At 64.4% G+C, this 17,951-nt stretch carries 15 protein-coding genes; 10 read left to right on the top strand and 5 right to left on the bottom strand.

Translation table 11 applies throughout. The features are described from left to right. Window positions 1–35: 35 nt before the first annotated feature. From AC3LB0_RS05210 to AC3LB0_RS05195, 4 genes are all read right to left on the bottom strand, one after another. Complete coding sequence (locus AC3LB0_RS05210; RefSeq protein ID WP_488650105.1) at window positions 36–2,960, bottom strand: vitamin B12-dependent ribonucleotide reductase; 2,925 nt, start codon at window positions 2,958–2,960, stop codon at window positions 36–38. Between the two features lie 291 nt (window positions 2,961–3,251). Next, entirely contained in the window at window positions 3,252–4,169 is a 918-nt protein-coding gene (ccsA, locus tag AC3LB0_RS05205; protein ID WP_488650104.1) for a cytochrome c biogenesis protein CcsA, read from the bottom strand. Then, window positions 4,170–4,649, bottom strand: coding sequence for a hypothetical protein (locus tag AC3LB0_RS05200; RefSeq protein ID WP_488650103.1), 480 nt, complete (start codon window positions 4,647–4,649; stop codon window positions 4,170–4,172). Between the two features lie 9 nt (window positions 4,650–4,658). Then, window positions 4,659–5,162 (bottom strand): PIN domain-containing protein, encoded by a 504-nt coding sequence (locus AC3LB0_RS05195; protein ID WP_488650102.1) that lies wholly within the window; start codon window positions 5,160–5,162, stop codon window positions 4,659–4,661. A 6-nt stretch (window positions 5,163–5,168) separates the two neighbouring features. Between AC3LB0_RS05195 and AC3LB0_RS05190 the strand changes: the two genes are divergently transcribed. Then, window positions 5,169–6,008: an HAD-IIA family hydrolase gene (locus tag AC3LB0_RS05190; protein WP_488650101.1), complete on the top strand. Its 840-nt coding sequence runs from the start codon at window positions 5,169–5,171 to the stop codon at window positions 6,006–6,008. Beyond that, entirely contained in the window at window positions 6,001–7,011 is a 1,011-nt protein-coding gene (locus tag AC3LB0_RS05185; RefSeq protein WP_488650100.1) for a hypothetical protein, read from the top strand. The genes AC3LB0_RS05190 and AC3LB0_RS05185 overlap by 8 nt, the downstream gene beginning before the upstream one ends. Here the strand turns inward: AC3LB0_RS05185 and AC3LB0_RS05180 are convergent. Then, window positions 7,008–7,643, bottom strand: coding sequence for a LysE family transporter (locus AC3LB0_RS05180; RefSeq protein WP_488650099.1), 636 nt, complete (start codon window positions 7,641–7,643; stop codon window positions 7,008–7,010). The genes AC3LB0_RS05185 and AC3LB0_RS05180 overlap by 4 nt on opposite strands. 60 nt (window positions 7,644–7,703) lie before the next feature. On the opposite strand from AC3LB0_RS05180, the gene AC3LB0_RS05175 reads away from it, so the two are divergent. The 8 genes from AC3LB0_RS05175 to AC3LB0_RS05140 are packed head-to-tail and all read left to right on the top strand — an operon-like array spanning window position 7,704 to window position 17,950. Further along, entirely contained in the window at window positions 7,704–8,636 is a 933-nt protein-coding gene (locus tag AC3LB0_RS05175) for a complex I NDUFA9 subunit family protein (protein ID WP_488650098.1), read from the top strand. 25 nt (window positions 8,637–8,661) lie between these two features. Further along, window positions 8,662–10,254 carry a leucyl aminopeptidase family protein gene (locus AC3LB0_RS05170; RefSeq protein WP_488650097.1) on the top strand — a complete coding sequence of 531 codons (1,593 nt, stop codon included), beginning with the start codon at window positions 8,662–8,664 and terminating at the stop codon, window positions 10,252–10,254. A gap of 40 nt (window positions 10,255–10,294) precedes the next feature. Continuing rightward, complete coding sequence (locus AC3LB0_RS05165; RefSeq protein WP_488650096.1) at window positions 10,295–11,737, top strand: murein hydrolase activator EnvC family protein; 1,443 nt, start codon at window positions 10,295–10,297, stop codon at window positions 11,735–11,737. Continuing rightward, window positions 11,688–13,019: a glucose-1-phosphate adenylyltransferase family protein gene (locus AC3LB0_RS05160; RefSeq protein WP_488650095.1), complete on the top strand. Its 1,332-nt coding sequence runs from the start codon at window positions 11,688–11,690 to the stop codon at window positions 13,017–13,019. Before AC3LB0_RS05165 ends, AC3LB0_RS05160 begins: the two co-directional genes overlap by 50 nt. 4 nt (window positions 13,020–13,023) lie before the next feature. Further along, complete coding sequence (locus AC3LB0_RS05155) at window positions 13,024–13,533, top strand: YbjN domain-containing protein (RefSeq protein ID WP_488650094.1); 510 nt, start codon at window positions 13,024–13,026, stop codon at window positions 13,531–13,533. Between the two features lie 35 nt (window positions 13,534–13,568). Continuing rightward, entirely contained in the window at window positions 13,569–14,639 is a 1,071-nt protein-coding gene (locus AC3LB0_RS05150) for a nicotinate phosphoribosyltransferase (RefSeq protein ID WP_488650093.1), read from the top strand. A 9-nt stretch (window positions 14,640–14,648) separates the two neighbouring features. Continuing rightward, window positions 14,649–17,276 (top strand): aminopeptidase N, encoded by a 2,628-nt coding sequence (gene pepN, locus AC3LB0_RS05145; RefSeq protein ID WP_488650092.1) that lies wholly within the window; start codon window positions 14,649–14,651, stop codon window positions 17,274–17,276. Beyond that, window positions 17,273–17,950: a hypothetical protein gene (locus AC3LB0_RS05140; protein WP_488650091.1), complete on the top strand. Its 678-nt coding sequence runs from the start codon at window positions 17,273–17,275 to the stop codon at window positions 17,948–17,950. Before pepN ends, AC3LB0_RS05140 begins: the two co-directional genes overlap by 4 nt. Window position 17,951 lies beyond the last annotated feature (1 nt).

Below are 17,951 nucleotides of genomic sequence, written 5' to 3'. Positions count from 1 at the left end.
ACTGGGGCGTGCTCTGCACCAGGTTCCGCGTTAGATCAGCTGCAGCCGCTCGTGGTACCGCAGGTCATGCACTTGTAGCAGGCTGCGTTGCGCACCATGATCGCGCCGCACTCCATGCACGCCGGTGCATCGGACTGGTTCTGGAAGCCGAGCCCAGCGACCGCCAGCACACCGCCCGTTGCCGCAGGTGCGGCTGGAGCAGCTACTGGCGCTGGGGTTGTGATCGCAATGGGAGCCGAGACCGACCCCGTTGCGCCGCCGCCCTTGCCGCAGGCGCAGTTCGGACCGCACGACTCCACCGCACCCACGCGAACCGTGGTTGGGAGGGCGCCGAGGACCGGACCGCCATCGGTGCGCTCCTGCAGGCCGAGGATCTCGCGATCGCCGGCTGGCAGGAAGCGGCTTCCGAGGTAACGGAAGACGTAGTCCACGATCGACTTCGCCAGTGGGATCTCGGCGTTGCCGGTGAATCCGCTTGGCTCGAATCGCACGTGGGCGAACTTGTTGACCAGGTCACGGAGTGGCACGCCGTACTGCAGCGCCACGCTGACCGAGGTCGCGAAGCTGTCGACGAGGCCGCTCACGGTGGAGCCCTCCTTCGCCATCTTCAAGAAGATCTCGCCCGGCTGTCCATCCTCATAGAGACCGACCGTGAGGTATCCCTCCTGGCCGGAGATCTCGAAGCGATGGGTGATCGCCGTGCGCTCCTTTGGCAGGCGTCGTCGCGCTGCACCGGCACCAGGCAAGATCGCAGAGGCGACTTCGGCAATTGCCGCTTCGTCCTTCTTCTTGCTGGTGTTGAGCGGCTGCGAGCGCTTCGAGCCGTCGCGATAGATCGCGATCGCCTTGAGGCCAAGCTTCCACCCTTCCAGGTAGACGCTCTCAATCTCTTCGGCGGTGGCAGCCTCTGGCATGTTCACCGTCTTCGAGATTGCGCCGGAGAGGAACGGCTGCGCCGCCGCCATCATGCGCACGTGGCCCATGTACTGGATGGAGCGCTGGCCATTCTTCGCCTTGAAGGCGCAGTCGAAGACCGAGAGGTGCTCGTCCTTCAGGCCTGGGGCACCCTCAATCGTCTCCTGCTCGTCAATGTACTTGAGGATCGCGGCGACCTGCTCGGCGTTGTAGCCGAGCTTCACGAGCGCCTCTGGGACCGTCTGGTTGACGATCTTGAGGAAGCCTTCGCCGACGAGCTTCTTGTACTTGATCAGGGCGATGTCTGGCTCAATGCCGGTCGTGTCGCAGTCCATCATGAATGCGATCGTTCCGGTTGGCGCCAAGACCGACACCTGTGCGTTGCGGAAGCCGTGCTTCGTGCCGAGATCGAGCGCTCGATCCCAGGCATCGGTTGCCGCGTTCGCCAAGTCCTTCGGCAGCGTTGCCGTTGGGATCTGGCGCGAGGCATCACGGTGCTTGCCGATCACGCGAAGGAACGGCTTCTCGTTCTTCTTGTACTCAATGAACGGTCCGCCGTGTGCCGCCGCCGTCTCGGCCGACTGCGCATATGCCTCGCCGGTCATGATCGAGGTGATCGCGCCTGCGTAGGCGCGCCCCTCGTCGGAGTCGTACGCCAAGCCGCGGCTCATCAAGAGCGCGCCGAGGTTGGCGTAGCCGAGCCCGAGTGGGCGGAAGCGGTGGCTGTTCTCATCGATCATCGGCGTTGGGTACGAGGCGTTGTCCACCATGATCTCCTGCGCGAGCAGGGTCAGCCGCGAGGCGTACTTGAAGGACTCCACGTCAAACTCGCCATCTGGTCGCACGAACTTCATGAGGTTCAGCGAGGCCAGGTTGCAGGCGGTGTCGTTGAGGAACATGTACTCCGAGCACGGGTTCGACGCATAGATGCGGTCCGTGTTCGACGACGTGTGCCAGTCATTGATCGCCGTGTCGTACTGAATGCCAGGGTCGCCGCAGACCCACGCAGCCTCCGCCATCTTGCGGAAGACGTCGCGTGCCCTGAGCGTCTCTACCGGCTCGCCGCTCACGACGGCGCGTGTCTGCCACGTGCCATCGCTCTCAACAGCCTTCATGAACTCGTCATTGACGCGAACTGAGTGGTTACCGTTCTGGAAGAAGATTGAGCCGTAGGCCTCACCGGTGAAGCTGGCATCGTAGCCCGCCTCAATGAGTGCCCAGGCCTTCTTCTCTTCGCTGACCTTCGAGTCAATGAACTGCTCAATGTCAGGGTGCTGCACATCGAGGATGACCATCTTCGCGGCGCGGCGCGTCTTGCCACCGGACTTCACGACACCGGCGAAGGCGTCAAAGCCCCTCATGAACGAGACAGGGCCAGAGGCGGTGCCACCACCGCTCATCTTCTCCTTGGCGCTGCGAATTGGGGAGAGGTTGGAACCTGCACCCGAACCGAACTTGAAGAGCATCGCCTCGGTCTTCGCGAGGTCCATGATCGATGACATCGAGTCCTGCACACCATTGATGAAGCAGGCCGAGCACTGTGGGCGCTTCTCAACGCCAACGTTGAACCAGACTGGTGAGTTGAAGGCCATCTTCTGGTTGACGAGCAGGTGGGTCAGCTCGGCAATGAATGCGCCGCGGTCCTCATCGGACTTGAAATAATGCTGCTGCTCAGCCCATGCATCAATCTGACCGGCTACACGACCGATCAGCTGGCGAACGCTCGTCTCGCGCTCTGGGCTACCAACATGACCACGGAAGTACTTAGAGACAACAACGTTGGTGGCGAGCTGTGACCATGAGGCGGGCACCTCAACGTCCTTCTGCTCGAAGACGCTCTTACCGCTCTCGTTGCCGATGGATGCGGTGCGGATCTCCCACTGAATTTCGTCGTATGGATGCGTGCCGGCGGTGGTCCAGCGTCGATCCCAGGCGAGGCCCTTTGTGCCCTTGCCATCAAAGCTCAACGGTGGCAACGGCTGCGCCGTTGACTTCTCGATCGTTGCCTTTGTTGCCGCCTTCGCAGCGTCCACCAAGCCCGCCATGTCTCTCTCCCTCTTCTGCCTCAAAATGTGAGGCCACCACATCCGTTCCCAACCAACGATTGGGCGCACAGAGCCCCTGCCGTGTAGCAGCGGGAGCCGAATCCTACGCCCACTCTGGTGTGGCGTCAACCCCTCAACCACTACATATGGTGGTGTTAAAGGGGAGTGTTACCGCACATGTTGTGGTTTGGCTGCAATCTGACTTTGTTACATAATTCGCCGCACGACCTGCGCTTGGCCCGCGCTCAGGCGGGCCGCCAGCTGGGCTGATTAGGCCAGGGAGGGGCCTTGTTACAGCCCCGAGTAGGTGTGGAGGCCGGTGAACCAGAGGTTCCCCGAGTAGGTCAGCAGTACCGCGACAAAGCCGATGACCAGGAGGAGGGCGGCGGGTCGACCCTGCCAGCCGCGCTGGCTGCGGGCGTGCAGGTAGACGGCGTAGATCAGCCAGGTGGCGAGGGCCGAAGTCTCCTTCGGATCCCACCCCCAGAAGCGACTCCAGGCGATCGAGGCCCAGATCGATCCAAGGATGAGCATTCCGGCGAAGAGGGGGAAGGCGACGGCGACGGCGCGGAACGCAACAAGATCGAGACGCTTTGCTGGCGGCAACCAGCTGAAGCGATCGGTGTCGCCTTGCAGCAGATAGGCAACGCCTGCCGCAAATGCGAAGGCGAAGATGCCGTAGCTGAGCATTGCCATACCGACATGGATGGTGAGCAGAAACGGATGCTGTAGCGCTGGCACTAGATCAACCACCGCATTCGGCAGCGTCGTCGCGTAGGCGAGCAGTGCGAGTGCCACACCGTAGGCGATAGTGCTGAGCGCTGGCAGACGTCGCTTGCGATCGAAGAAGATCGCTGCGGCGCAAATGCCGAAGGCAAATGAGATCGTGAACTCGTAGAGATTTCCCCACGGCCCGCGGCCCACAACGATGGCGCGTGCGATCAGCGCAACGCCGAGCGATCCAGTTGCAATGATTGCGAGCGCACCCGCGATCGCACTGATCGGGCTCGTCGATTCGGCGGAGGTCGGCGCGCCACCATCAAGCTGCTCGGCGAGGTTGCCGCGCATTGATGCTGCGGCGATAGCGAGTCGTGGCGTAACGGCGCGGTCGCCTTGAGCTACGAGGACAAGGTGCACGACATAGAGGGCGAAGGCGCCGACGAGGGCAATCGCCCCAACGACAACGAGATAGAAGGAGAGGGTTGCCACTTAGGCGCGAGCCGCGCCGCCAGGAGGCGGTCCAGCGGGGCGCTCCACGGCGATCAGCGTTCGGGCGCGCAACTCGAGGCCGCAGGCATCGCAGGTGCTGCGCTCAGCCACTCGAACCGCGAGGCAGCTAGGGCAGGCGATCAGCAGCGGCTCGCCGCGGAGTGAGCGGGTGCTCCCATTTGGGTAAATGGCCGCCTCACTGGTGGCGTACGGGCGTCCGGCGGGGAAGAGCGGTCGCCCATCGGCACCGAGCGGGGCGGGGGTGGGGAGGGGTGCGCCGACCTTGAGCTGCGCGCCGCGCTTGGTGATGCCGACCAGCGTCCAGATGCCACCCGTGTAAAGGAGCCAGAGCAGGACGAGGGGGGCGACAAATAGTGGGAGGAGACCGATCAGGGCGGCCCAGTCTGGCGTGACAAAGGCGGGGACGATCGTGCTGAGCCAGGCGAAGAACTCGGCGATGCGAGCACCAATTTCACTCATAGATGAATCCTAGCGGGGGCGCGGCGGACGCGTTGAGGGGCCGCGCTTCTGGGTCGCGCCACGCCCCGGGCGCCAGCGTCGTTCGGAGTCACCCTCATCTTTACTCGGCGCCGCACGCCTCGGGCCGGATCCGCCGATGCTTGGGGGGCGTGCGCCCGTTCCAGCGAGAGGAGCACGCGGCGGGCCGCCGATGGCGTCGCGGAAGTAGCGGGCGCTGACGACGGAGGCCCCGAGGGCGGTGCACCGCGCGGCAAGGCCGCGGTCGTCAGTAATGACAACGATGCGGTCCGCTGAGCCAGGATCTGGTGCGCCGATCGCCTCGACGATCTTGTCGTCGGCGGAGCGGGCACCCCCATCACGGAAGACCTCGATCGCGACCCCTGGGGTGATGGTCCGACGCAGCTTTGCCTCGAGGTTATTGAGGCGCCCCTCATCCCGGCCGCCAACGAGGTTGTTGCCGTCCACCAGCAGGCGCTTCGCGTTGCGTAGGGTGACGCGCTCCTGATCTACCATCGCCTCATGCTCCTTTGTGTTGACCTTGACGGGGTTGTCTACCGCGGCAGTGAGCCGGTCCCTGGCGTTGGCCCACTCCTCACCGAGCGTGTTGCCGTTGGTGACCGCGTGATCTATGTCACCAACAACAGCTTCCTGCGCCGTGTTGAGTATCGCTCACGCATCGAGGCGTGTGGTGCTCCGCTCTCAACGCACGGCATCATCACCGCCGCCTCAGCTGTGGCGCAGCGTTTTGTTGATGAGGGCTATCGCCACATCTTGGTCTACGGGGCAGAGGGCCTCGCCGCTGAGCTGCGCGACGCTGGGCTCGACGCATGCCGCACCGCCGAGTTCGATGGACCAGAGTCACTCGCCGTTTGGGGAGTGGATGCGGTGACAGTGGGCCTCGATCGCGAGTCTGATTGGCACGACCTTGCCGTTGCCACCGACGCCGTGCGCGCCGGTGCCCCGCTGATCGTGCCGAATCGCGACGCCAACTACCCCGATCCTGGTCGCCTCGTGCCGGGCACGGGTGCAGCGGTGGCGGCGCTTGAGGCGGCGACCGGTGTGCGCGCCTCGGCGATCGGCAAGCCGGCGCCCGACCTACTGCTTCAGGCGGCGGCGCTCGACGGGAGCGACATTCGCGACGCGATCATGATCGGCGACTCTCCCGCGACCGACATCGCTGCGGCGAACGCGGCGGGGTGTCGCTCCATTCTCTTGATGACGGGCGTTGGCGCAGGCGTTGGCGCCGTACAGATTGACGACCTACCGGCGGCGCAGCGGCCGACCTGGGTCGCGCGCGATGCGGCAGAGATGGCGGGCATCCTTGCTGCAGTTACTGCGAGCGGTGTCCCACGTGGCTGACAGCTTCCTCGACCTCTGGCGCGCAGCGGGCCGGGAGCGCCACGCAGGGAAGACGGGTTCGCTCCCCGCCCCACTCGACCGACTGAACGGCGAGGCGTTGGCGGCACGCGACGGCGCACACCCACTCGCATTCCTGACCGGGGCTGAGCTCCTGACGCCGTGCACCGACGCGCTCTCGGGCTCGATAGAGGTGACGCCTGGGAGCCTGGTCGGTGGTGAGATTCATGCCCGTCTTCGTGTTCGCGCGACCAAAGAGATCAAGGCGCGAGGGACGCGCGTCTCTGTAAAGGGACACCTGGTGCGCGAGGTCACGCAAATGCAGACACAGAAGAACGGCGATCAGGAAATCACCACAACTTGGGTTGAAGTGCTTGCTAGCGAGTTCGCCAACGTGCCGCTGATGGAGATCGCCGTGCCAGCAACGCTGGCCCCGGGCGACGAGATTGACCTCAAGATCCTTGCTCCCGCTCCAAAACTCGGGCCACCCTCGGTGCATCTCGGTGCCTACATGGTCGTGTGGACGCTGCAGGTGGAGTGGGATATCGCTGCAGGCGGTGACGAGCGCGTGGCCGCCGTGATCAACATTGCGCAGAACCCAGACCTGCTGCGCTCCGGCGTGATGTCGCTTGGGCCGTCGGCAATGATGGCCGCCTGGTCCGAGGGCGAGGTCTCCATGGATGTTGAACCGGCACCACCGATCGCTCCGGGTAGCGCGCTGCAGGTCAACGTTCGTTGGCCGAGCGCCTCTGGTGGCCGCGGCGCACGTGTCGAACTGTATGTTGACGTGAAGATGGCGCCGGACGTGCGCATCGCCGCAGCAGAGTTGCAGACGAGTGACCTAGCGAAGGGGAGTCTCGTCACCTTTGAGATTCCGAGTGACGCCCCACCTGTGTTCGACGGAGTTAACGGAGCGCAGTTGACGGTGCGTTATCGCATTCGGGTGCTCATTGATCGACCGATGCGCAGCGACCTTGCCGCGGAGCGCAACGTGGTGATCGGCTAAGCGACGCTGCGCAGCGCCGTTACGGCGATGCTCGTACCGAATCCAATGATCAGCACCTGGCCGACGATGCGCGTTGCGGTGACCGCGCGCTCCGGAAGGATGCGGCCTGCAGCGGCACCGATCGCCCCCAGCAAGAGTTGCCACGAGAGGCTCGCCCCCGCCGCGCCAACGGTGAAGGCGACGGCGTTGATCGGGTCGCTCCCGAGACCGGGGAGTCCGATGGCGAGCGCCAAGAAGTAGAGGACCGTCGCAGGGTTCATCGCGGTGAGGGCGATGAAGCGGAGGTAGAGCTGTCGGGCGCTGCCACGCACACGCGGGTCGGTGGCCGCATCGGCGCTGGTGCTTGAGGTGCGCAGCGAGAGGAGCCCGCGGACCCCGATCGAGATCAGAATTCCGCCCGAGAGGAGCTGGAGTGGCATCAGGGCAGCGGCAAGAAGTTGGTTGAGGAGGCCGCCAACAACGAGCGCCAACGAGCAGAAGAGTAGGTCGACGGTCGCAGCGCCTGCGCCGGCGGCAAGCCCGCGACGGAGGCCGCCCATCATCCCCGTCTCAATGATGAGCACGGCGATCACGCCGACGGGGACAGCGATTGCGTAGCCTGCGAACATACCCGCGAGCAGTGCGCCAATCATCGGTGCATCATAGAGTGGAGCGGTGGCCCGGAGAGGTCCCGGAAGCGAAGAGGGGGTTCTATGGCGCGAGTCTTTCTCACCGGTGCAACGGGATTCGTGGGGAGTCACGTGTTGCCAGCACTCCTCGGCGCCGGACACTCCGTTACCGCCCTCGTACGCAGCGACGCACGGGCTACTGCCCTGCAGGCGCGCGTCGCCGCCTCGCCCGGCAAATTCGAAACTAGGATTGGAACGGTGAACGATCGTGCGTCACTCGACGCGGCGATGGTTGGCTGCGATGCGGTCGTGCACCTGGTGGCACTAGCACGCGACTGGAACGACGGCGCCGACCTTGAGCGCGTCAACGCCGTTGGTACCGCCACGATCGTTGCGGCGGCCGAGGCGGCCGGCATCAAGCGGCTCATTCATCTCGGTGCGCTCGGCGTGCTGGAGCGACCGGAGTTGCACTACGCCAGCTCCAAGGCGCGCGGCGAGGGCTTCGTTCGCGCCTCATCGCTCGACTGGACGATCCTCAAGCCGAGCCTCATCTGGGGGGAGCGCGACGGCTTCTTCAATATCGTTGCGGCGCTCGTCAAGATTCCTGCGCCAGCGGTGCCAGTTCCTGGCAACGGGAAGAGTCGCTTTCAGCCGGTCTGGGTTGGTGATGTTGCCCGCGCCATCGTGCAGGTGCTCGATGCACCGAAGGGGAGCATCAAGGCATCGTTCGAACTGGGCGGTCCGCGCTACTGGACGTATGCCGAGATCACGCGTGAGGTGGCGCGTGCCCTTGGGAAGCGCCGCATCATCATCCCAATGCCGGTGTTGCTGATCACCCTCGTCGCGCGCATCTCCGAGGCGATTCGCCTCCCATTCCCCGTTGCAACTGACCAGTTGCGCCAGTTGGCACTAGATAACATCGGTGCGACGGATGCGGTCGAGCGCGAGCTCGGCTTTGCCCCAGTCGATATGGGTGGCCGACTCGGCTACCTCAGGCGCAAGGTCAGCAAGCAGTAGGCGTCAGAGGCGCGAGGAGGATCAGATGCGGATCATCATCACAGCCAAGGGTGCTGCGGCCAAGGCGGGTGTCTTCGTCACTCCAGTCTTTAGCGATCAGCTCGACGCACCATATCTTCGTGAAGCTGACAGCAAGAGCGGCGGACGCATCGCTGCACTCCGCGCGATCGGCGAGGGGACAGGGAGCCGTTACAGCTGCACGCTGACAAGTGCTGGCCGCCTTCCCGCTGATCACCTTCTTTTGGTCGGCGCCGGCCCTCGCGCCGACTTTAGTCGACAAGAGCTACAGCGTTGGGCCTCGGCGGCAACGCGTCGCCTCGCCGGACGCAAGATCACACGACTCGCCATTGATGCCACCGGCATCATCGCTGCGCTAACCAGCACATCACCGGCACTCCGCGCCGAAGGTGGCGCATCATTTGGTCCAGGCCTTTCCGCGAACGCGGCAAAGAAGAGTGACGCTGCGGTGATCGCCGTTGACTTCATTGTGCGCGGCGTCATTGACGGCTCATTCCACGAAGGGATCGGCGGGAAGAGCGTCATCGAGGCGCAACCTGCAGCACTCACCGTGCTCGAAATCATCGTTCCGAGTGGTACCGATCTCGCCGCTGCAAGCGAGGGCGCCCGTCGCGCCGAAATCATTGCGAGCGGTGTTGTGCGTACACGACGCTGGTCTAACTATCCGGCGAACGAGATGCCGCCACTCGGCATTGCCGAAGAGGCGCGCGATCGCGCACGCGCCGTTGGCCTGCGCGCCACCATCATCACCGCTGCACAGTTGCAGCGCATGGGCGCCGGCATGTTGCTCGCCGTCGGCAAAGGCTCGAAGAGCCCACCCTGCCTCGTTGTGCTGTCAGGTGGAAAGCCTGGCGCGAAAGATCCTCTTGGGCGACGCCTCGCGATGGTTGGCAAGGGCGTCTGCTTTGATACGGGCGGCATCTCGCTGAAGCCTCCCGCCGAAATGGAAGAGATGAAGCACGACAAGAACGGCGCCATCGCCGTGCTTGAGGCTGCGGCAACCATTGCGCGGCTCGACCCAGGTCGCCCAATTCACGCCGTGGCGGCCTGTGTTGAAAACATGCCGGGCGGAAACGCCACACGACCTGGCGACGTCGTTACCGCCCTCAACGGGAAGCGCGTCGAGATCACCAACACCGACGCCGAAGGGCGTCTCATCCTTGGCGACGCGTTGCACTACGCCGAGCGCGAGCTCGGCGCAACGCATCTCGTAGATGTGGCAACGCTGACCGGAATCGCCTATTCCGCATTCGGTGGCGAGGTCGCCGCCACCTGCGGCACCGATGCAGCCTTCCTCGATGAGTTCCACCTCGCCGCACGCCGCGCGGGAGAGGTCTACTGGCCGTACCCGCTGGCTGAGGCCTATATGAAGAACATGTCGACCTGGTCGGCCGACTTCCAGAATTCAGGCTCGCGCGAGGCTTCGCTGATTCGCAGCGGCCTCTTCCTGCGCGAGTTCGTGACCGTGCCGTGGGTGCATCTCGATATTGCTGGAACCGCCTATCGCCGCAGCGTTGCCTCGTTCGCTGGGCGCGGCTCTACGGGCGCGGCCCACACCTCGCTCGTTGAGCTAGCCATGGGGGGTGGCGTCCGTCGCTGAGGCTGATACTCTTGCCGTAGCGGAGGAGAGGAGGTCACAGATGGAGCACCCGCCTGCGCAGAAGCAACGTACCTGGCGCGCCCGACTCGGCGTCCTGCTCACCATCCCTCTCCTTATTGTTGGCCTCGGCTTGGCACAGGCTGGACCGGTTCGCGGCGACCCTCTCGATGACGCCCTCGCCCAACAGAAGGCGCTCGCCGCGCAGCTCGCCGCCCAACAGAAGGCGCTCGATGCACTGATCGCGCAGCAGGGTGCCCTCACGGCGCAGCTCGCCTCCACCTCTGCAGCCCTGGCCAAGAACACCGCAACGCTGACAAGCATCACGACGCAGGTGGCACAGCTCACGACCGCGGTGCAGCAGGCACAGGCTGGCCTGAATAAGCTGAACGCGGCGGTGAACGCGCTTGACGCTGAGATCAGTCGGCTGGTGAAGGCGCAACAGGCGAAAGCCCGTGACCTTGCGGCACGTCAGGCGATTTTGGCCTCTCGCATCCGCGAGGCGTACATCACCGACCAGACGCCACCGCTGTGGGTTCTGCTCTCCAGTCAGAGCTTTACCGACATCCTGCTCGACATCGCCGGGTTCAACGCCCTCGGCGCAGAGGATGTGAAGCTCGCGGACGGCATTAGTCGTGACGCGGCGCGCCTTGCGGAGATTGAAGATCAGGTTCGTGTCAATCGCGCCGCAACGGAGAAGCTGCGCGTTGCTGCCGCAAAACAGAAGGCGGCGCTCGATAAGCAGGTGTCACTGTTGAATGCGGCAAAGGCACGACTTGCCGCCGCGATCGCTGCGCAGAAGAGGGCAATCGCCGCGCAGAAGGTGGCAATGGAGAAGGTGATTGCCGACAAGAAGAAGCTCGCCGCCGCCGTTGCTGCCCTGAAGGTCGAAGAGGCGCGCGTCACCGCAACGGTAAATGCGCTGCTCAAGGGCCAGTTCGGCTCCGGTCTCCCCACCGTCTACAAGGGTGGTTGGACGTGGCCGATCGTCCATAACGGATCCAGTTTCATCAAGCCGGTTGGCGGCACTCGGCCATATATCTCGCAAAAGTTCGGCTGCGTTAGCTGGAAGATCTATCCGAGGAGTTCCACCTGCCCGTCGGCGTATCCATACCTGCACAACGGCGTGGATATCGCCGCTGCACCTGGCACGCCACTCTATGCGGCCGCGAGCGGGAAGGTGATGATCGCCGGAATCTGTAGCTACTGCGTCGTCTGGAAGGGGATGCGCCCACTCGCCTGGATTTGGATCGCCCATTCAAAGAGCATGGTCTCTATCTACGCGCACATCGGTGATGGGAAGGTTTCTAGTCAGCCGAAGTGGCGCGTGAAGGCGGGTGAGTTTGTGGCGGCTGGGCAGCTGATTGGCTTTGTTGGTTCAACCGGGAACGTCACCGGACCTCACCTTCACCTCTCGCTCTTGCTGAACGGCAAATATGTCTGCATTCAGAAGTACCTTCCTGGGGGAGCCTGCTCTGCGTACTGATCGCACCGTTGCGGTGATCCTTGCCGGCGGTGAGGGGAACCGGCTGGGCGTGCTCTCAGGCGTTCGGGCAAAGCCCGCCGTGCCATTCGGCGGCAAGTACCGGATCATCGACTTCACCCTCTCAAACTGTGTGAACAGCGGCATTGATGACGTGCTGGTGCTCACGCAGTACAACCCTCGGTCGCTGAACGACCATATCGGCCGCGGTCGGGCGTGGGATCTCGATCGCACCATCGGCGGCGTGCGGCTCCTGCAGCCGCAGGTCGGTCGTGGCAATACCGCCAACTGGTACAGTGGCACGGCGGATGCGGTGCGGCAGAACCTTCGTGAAGTGGTGGCGAGTGGTGCCGAGACCGTGCTCGTGCTCGCCGGCGACCACATCTACAAGATGGATTACGAGCGCCTCATTACTGCCCACCAGCGCAGTGGTGCCGACGTGACCGTCTCGGTGCGCGAGGTGAGCCTCAATGATGCGCGCCGCATGGGTGTGGTCGACATGGATGAGCGGAGCCACATCACCGGCTTCCAGGAGAAGCCGAAGCGGCCAACCAGTCGCCTCGCCAGCATGGGGATCTACGCCTTTACCGCCGATGCGCTGGCCGCGTGGCTCGATGAGGCACGCCCCGACTTCGGCGCCAACGTGTTGCCGGCAATGCTCGCCGGTGGCGCAAAGGTGATGGCCCATCGATTCCGCGGCTACTGGCAAGACGTGGGGACCCTCCCCGCCTACTTCGACGCGAACATGGCGCTCCTCGAGGCGAAGCCCGAGCTCGACCTCTACGAGCGCGATTGGCTGATCCTCACCCGCTCCGAGGAGCGAGCCCCCGCACGAATCGGCGCCGACGCCCGCGTCGAGCGTTCGATGATTTCGCACGGCTGTGTGATTGAGGGGATCGTGGAGCGCAGCGTCCTTTCGCCTGGTGTGCGCGTCGGTCGGGGCGCGATCGTGCGCGATAGCATCGTGATGTTCGATGCCGTGATTGGGCGTGGCGCCGTCATTGATCACGCCATCATCGACAAAGAGGTGCGCATTGGGCGCGACGCAAAGATCGGCGCCGGCGAGCTGCCAGGTGCACCGAACCGCGCCAACCCCGAGATGCTTGCGACTGGTCTCGTTGTCATTGGCAAGCAGGCTGAGGTGCCTGACGGCGCATCGGTTGGCCGCAACGTCTTGGTGGATGCCGAGGCCAGCCTGAGCGATTGGCCCGACTCTGGCAGCGTGAAGGCCGGCGCAACGATCAAGGCTGGGCGCACCTGGAACCAGCGCCGCACGGCGCGGTAGCCACGTGACACTCCTGCAGGTCGCATCAATCCCCGCGCTGCTCGAACGGCATGGTGTCGTGGTGCCCGCACCACACCGACGCGATGATGCAACGGTGTGGGATCTTGAGCTCGATGGAGAGCGCCGCCGTGCCTTGCGCCTCTCGCTCATTCACGATGCGCGCCCTGGTGGCGTCCTTGTGGTGTGGGCGCATCTGGCGCCACCGCTCGGTGACGGCTTACGCAAGGCGTATCGCCGACTCTTGGAGTGGAACGACAAGTATCTCTTTGCGAAGTTCGGCATTGCCGAAGATGGCCGGCCGGTGCTCAGTATTGAGCTGCGCGCCGAACAGGCGACCGAGCATGACCTAGTCGAGGCACTCGCCCGTACGGTGTTGATTGCGGATCGCCTCCTCGATGAGACCGCCGCATGGATCTGGATCGGCGGCCGTATCCCCGCCGACGACGGTTCTCCGCGCCGGAACCAGCCCCTCTTGCGCGCCGTCCCCGATCTCGCCGATCGTCTGGAGGGGTAGCCTCCGACCGCTCGCCGCAGGGCTATGCTTCGCCTATGGCAGAACTTGATCTCCCCACGCGACCCGTCCCACGGCCGCTTCCTGCGCTCCTGATCGGCGAGAACGCCGATGTCTACTTCCTGCGCACCGAACGTGTGTTGGCGGGGGAGGGGCGTAATCCAGTCGTAACGTTGGAGGTCTTCTGTCGTCGCGCCGGCGCCACCCTCTGCGGCATCGATGAGGCGAAGGGGCTCCTCTCACTCGCACTCGAGGCCGATGCAGCCGCCGGCCGCGCCACGGTCTGGGCGCTGAAGGATGGCGATCAAATTGAGGTGAAAGAGGTCGTCTTACGCATTCGTGCGCCATATCAGTCGATCGCACGCCTTGAGACGGCGTATTTGGGAATGATGGCCCACGGCACCGGCTGGGCGACCGCCGCGCGCGCCATCGTCGAGGCTGCTGCACCAACCCCCGTGATCGCCTTCGGCGCGCGCCACGTGCACCCCAACGTTGCCGATCGGCTCGACTACGCCGCGATCATTGGCGGTGCGACGAGCGCGTCGACGACGGCGGGGAGCTCTCGCGCTGGTCGGCTGGCAGTTGGCACCATGCCACATGCGCTGGTGCTGATCTACGGCGACACGGTCGAAGCTGCACTCGCCTTCGATCGCCAGATTGAGAGCGAGGTTCCGCGCATCGTGCTCGTTGACACCTTCCGCGATGAGTCCGAGGAGTCGGCGCGTGTCGCTGCAGCGCTGGGGAGCAAACTTAGTGGCGTGCGGCTCGATCGTGCAAGTGAGCTTGGTGGGGTAACGCCCGCCCTTGTCGCAGAGGTGCGCGCCGCTCTCGATGCCGCCGGTGCAACGGCGGCACAGATCGTCATCTCGGGTGGCCTCTCGCTGGAGCGCATCGCCGAATTCAAGGCTGCGGGATCACGCGTGGACACCTATGCCGTTGGGAGTGCGATTTCGGGGATTCGACCGATTGACTTCACCGCTGACATTCATGAGATTGACGGCCAGCCGATTGGGAAGCGCGGGCGACCGTCGGGGGCGACCGCATCGCCGCGGCTCCGCGAGGTTGATCTAGCCGCTTGGCGTGCCGCCCTCACCCCAGCGACCCGCTAGGATCTGGCGATGAGCCTGACCATTGAAACCCCCGGAGCCGAGGCCCGCGACCTCTTGACGCAAGTTGAGGCTGCCGCCCGCGCCGCCGCTGTGGGTGATGTGCGCTACGAGCTTCGGCTCGACCTCGCTGCGAACGTGGCGACCTTCCGTGGGCACCTCGTTACACGCTTCTCTCTCGCCGCTGGGCACACTGGGCCGATCTTCCTCTGCTTCCGCGGGCGCACCATCCACAGCCTCACGCTTAACGGCGTGGTCATCGACGCCCCTGAGTGGAGCGGGTATCGCCTCACGCTGCCAGCTGCCCACCTAAAGGCGGGTTCCGAGAACCTCTTCGACGTGTCCTACGAAAACACCTACGACTCTGGTGGCGATGGCGTCTTCCGTTTCATCGATCCCGAAGATCAGGCCGAATACGTGTATACGAACTTTGAGCCGTATGAGGCACATCGCATGGCGCCGATCTTCGATCAGCCCGACATCAAGGCGAAGCTCTCGTTGGTGGTCGCCGCCCCCGCCGCATGGCGGGTCTTCGGCAATGGCGCCGAAACAGCGACGAGCGCCGATGGTGCTGGCGGCACGCTGCACACCTTCGCCGAGACCCCGCCACTTGCGAGCTATCTCTTCGCCTTCGCCGCCGGCCCGTTTGTTGGGCGACGCTTTGAGGTGGCCATCCCAGGCCGCGCCACCCCAGTGCAGGTCGGCCTCTGGTCGCGTGGCTCCCTAGAGAGGCACCTCTCGTACGACCTCTTCCAGAAGATGACGAGCCAAGCGTTCACCTACTTCGGTGAACTCTTCGGTCGCGAGTACCCATTTGAGAAGCTCGACCACGTCTACTGCCCCGAGTTCAACGTTGGCGCGATGGAGAACGTCGGGCTGATCACCTACACCGAGCGCTACATCTTCCTGAGCACGCCAACGCCGAGCGACGTGACCGATCTCGCCGAAGTGGTCTTCCACGAGATCGCCCACATGTGGTTCGGCAATCTGGTCACGATGCGCTGGTGGGACGACCTCTGGCTCAACGAATCCTTCGCCACCTATGCGGCCGCCCTCTGCCTGACCGAGGGGTCGGAGCATACGACCGCCTGGCAGGAGTTCAACGTGCAGTTGAAGCGCTGGTCGCTGGTTGAAGACGACTCACCAACGACACACCCGATCGCGGGCACCGTCGCCGATACGGACCAGACCTTCCTGAACTTCGACGGAATCACCTACGGCAAGGGAGGTGCGGTGCTGAAGCAGCTCGGCGCACGTCTCGGACGCGCTGGCTTCTCTGCAGGGCTACGCCTCCACTTCCAGCGACACGCGTTTGGCAACGCAACTCTCGCCGACTTCCTGGCCTCGCTCGAAGAGGGGAGTGGCGTCTCGCTCGCCGACTGGTCGGCACAGTGGCTGCGCACCAGTGGGCCAAACAGGCTCGGCGCCCTGATTACCTCGAGCGCTAGCGGCACCATCGGTAACCTCACGGTCACCCAAGAGGTCGTCTCGGGCGACAACGTGTTGCGCGAACACCTCCTGCGCGTCGCCCTCCTCTACCCGGGCGATGCACAATCAGTGACCATTGAGCCGCACGAGGTGCTGGTGACCGGGGCGCGCACCGATGTGCCGAGCGCCGCTGGGCGGCCACTCCCGCTTGCCGTGATCCCGAATCACGACGACCTCGCCGTTGGCAAGCTCGCCCTCGATGAGGCGACACTCCGCTTCGCTGAGACACGGATGGAGTCGATTCCCGACGGGCTCTTGCGCCAGCTCACCTGGATGGCGATCTACGAGCTCGTGCGCGACGGCCGCTACCCGGCGCCTCGCTACGCGCAGCTGCTGATCGACCGCCTCCCGTATGAAGTTGACTCATCCATCGTGCAGGGCGTTGTTGAGTCAACGCTGAGCGGCCTCCTGCTTCGCTATCTCCCTGATGGCGAGCGCGAGCGCTGGGGGAGCCTCATCGTTGATGCCGCACGCGCCCGGCTAGCCCGCGGTGGCAGCGAGGGGATGCGCATCGTCTGGTCGCGCGTCATGGTGATGGCCTCAGTTACGCCTCGAGATGTTGAGGAGACATGGCAGGTTGCGGCCGGCGAGACGCCACTCGACGGCGTCGAAATTGATCAGGATCACCGCTGGTCGCTGCTCGTACGCGCGGCCTCATTCGGCGCACCGAACGTTGCGGAACGACTTGCGGCAGAGGCGCAGCGCGACCCGAGTGACCGCGGCGAACGTTCGCTCCTTGCCGCCGAGGTAGCTACGCCAAACGTTGCGGCGAAGCGCGCGGCATGGGCGCGCATCCTGCGCTCTGGCGGATACGGCAGTGTACGTAAGACACTCGCCGCCGCGAGCGGGTTCGCCTGGCCGTGGCAGCACCAACTGCTTGCGCCGTATGTTGCCCAGATCCCAACGGCACTCCTCGCCCTCGGATCAGCCGACGCAACGTTTGCGCGCGACCTGGTCACACGTAGCGCCTCACTCGGGCTCTGGGGATCACCAACATCAATGCTCGCCGCTATTGACGCACTCCTTGCGAACATTGCCGACCCAGCGCATGGCATCCCAGCGGTTGACGCGGTACGCCTGCGACGCTTCGCGCTGCTTGAGCGTGATGGCCTGATGCGCGTGTTGCGACAGCAGGGCACTAGCGGCAAGTGACCCCCTACCTCTCCGCCGCCACGAAGGCGGCGACGGCCCGACGTGCACTCCTCCTGTTAGCGCTCCTTGCCCTAATTGCCGCGGGGACGGTCATGGGCTACTTCTCGGTGCTCGATCTCGTCGCAATTAATCGAGCAACTGAAGATGATGCCTCGCGCGCCTTAAGCACGGTCCTTACAGCGAACGTTGTCGTGCTCTGTGCGGTGCCAGTGGCTTGGTTCTTCCTTCTTCGATGGCTAGCCGCCAGCCTTCGGAATGCCCACGCACTCGCAACGCCGCGACCCGTCGTGGCGTTGGCGATGATCAATCGTGAGGTCCTGCTCGCCGCACTCCCCGGCCCGCTGATTGGCCAGCCTAGTCGCCTGATGGCTGCACACACGAGGAGCCTGGCCGACGCACACCTCCACACGGGCGCTTCGCGCCTCAAGGCTGACGACAGTTCAGCTCGCTGGGCTGGTCGACTCTCTCTGATCGTTGCGCCTCTTTGGGTGTTTGGCTTGATGAGTTCAGGTACATACGCCCAGTCGGTGATTTGGGTACCAGCTGCCTGGGTTGCCTTGAGTGCCGTCGCGATCCTCTTGCGGCAAGCCATCGCAAAGATTCAGCTCAGTGAGGAGCTTATGAGTGCCCTACAAAGGGCCGATGAACGTTCGTCAGCGCGCGCGGCAAGATAGG

It is taken from the genome of Candidatus Limnocylindrus sp. (assembly GCF_040397235.1).
In the GTDB taxonomy this organism is placed as follows: domain Bacteria; phylum Chloroflexota; class Limnocylindria; order Limnocylindrales; family Limnocylindraceae; genus Limnocylindrus.
The sequence above is the reverse complement of the archived record's forward strand: the minus strand, read 5'-3'. Positions and strand labels throughout refer to the sequence as shown.

Coding starts and splice junctions, on each gene's coding strand:
- AC3LB0_RS05175 (WP_488650098.1), top strand. CDS start 7,704: ATGGCGCGAGTCTTTCTCACCGGTGCAACGGGATTCGTGGGGAGTCAC.
- AC3LB0_RS05200 (WP_488650103.1), bottom strand. CDS start 4,649: ATGAGTGAAATTGGTGCTCGCATCGCCGAGTTCTTCGCCTGGCTCAGC.
- AC3LB0_RS05195 (WP_488650102.1), bottom strand. CDS start 5,162: ATGGTAGATCAGGAGCGCGTCACCCTACGCAACGCGAAGCGCCTGCTG.
- AC3LB0_RS05165 (WP_488650096.1), top strand. CDS start 10,295: ATGGAGCACCCGCCTGCGCAGAAGCAACGTACCTGGCGCGCCCGACTC.
- AC3LB0_RS05210 (WP_488650105.1), bottom strand. CDS start 2,960: ATGGCGGGCTTGGTGGACGCTGCGAAGGCGGCAACAAAGGCAACGATC.
- AC3LB0_RS05190 (WP_488650101.1), top strand. CDS start 5,169: ATGCTCCTTTGTGTTGACCTTGACGGGGTTGTCTACCGCGGCAGTGAG.
- pepN (WP_488650092.1), top strand. CDS start 14,649: ATGAGCCTGACCATTGAAACCCCCGGAGCCGAGGCCCGCGACCTCTTG.
- AC3LB0_RS05170 (WP_488650097.1), top strand. CDS start 8,662: ATGCGGATCATCATCACAGCCAAGGGTGCTGCGGCCAAGGCGGGTGTC.
- AC3LB0_RS05150 (WP_488650093.1), top strand. CDS start 13,569: ATGGCAGAACTTGATCTCCCCACGCGACCCGTCCCACGGCCGCTTCCT.
- AC3LB0_RS05160 (WP_488650095.1), top strand. CDS start 11,688: ATGTCTGCATTCAGAAGTACCTTCCTGGGGGAGCCTGCTCTGCGTACT.
- AC3LB0_RS05180 (WP_488650099.1), bottom strand. CDS start 7,643: ATGATTGGCGCACTGCTCGCGGGTATGTTCGCAGGCTACGCAATCGCT.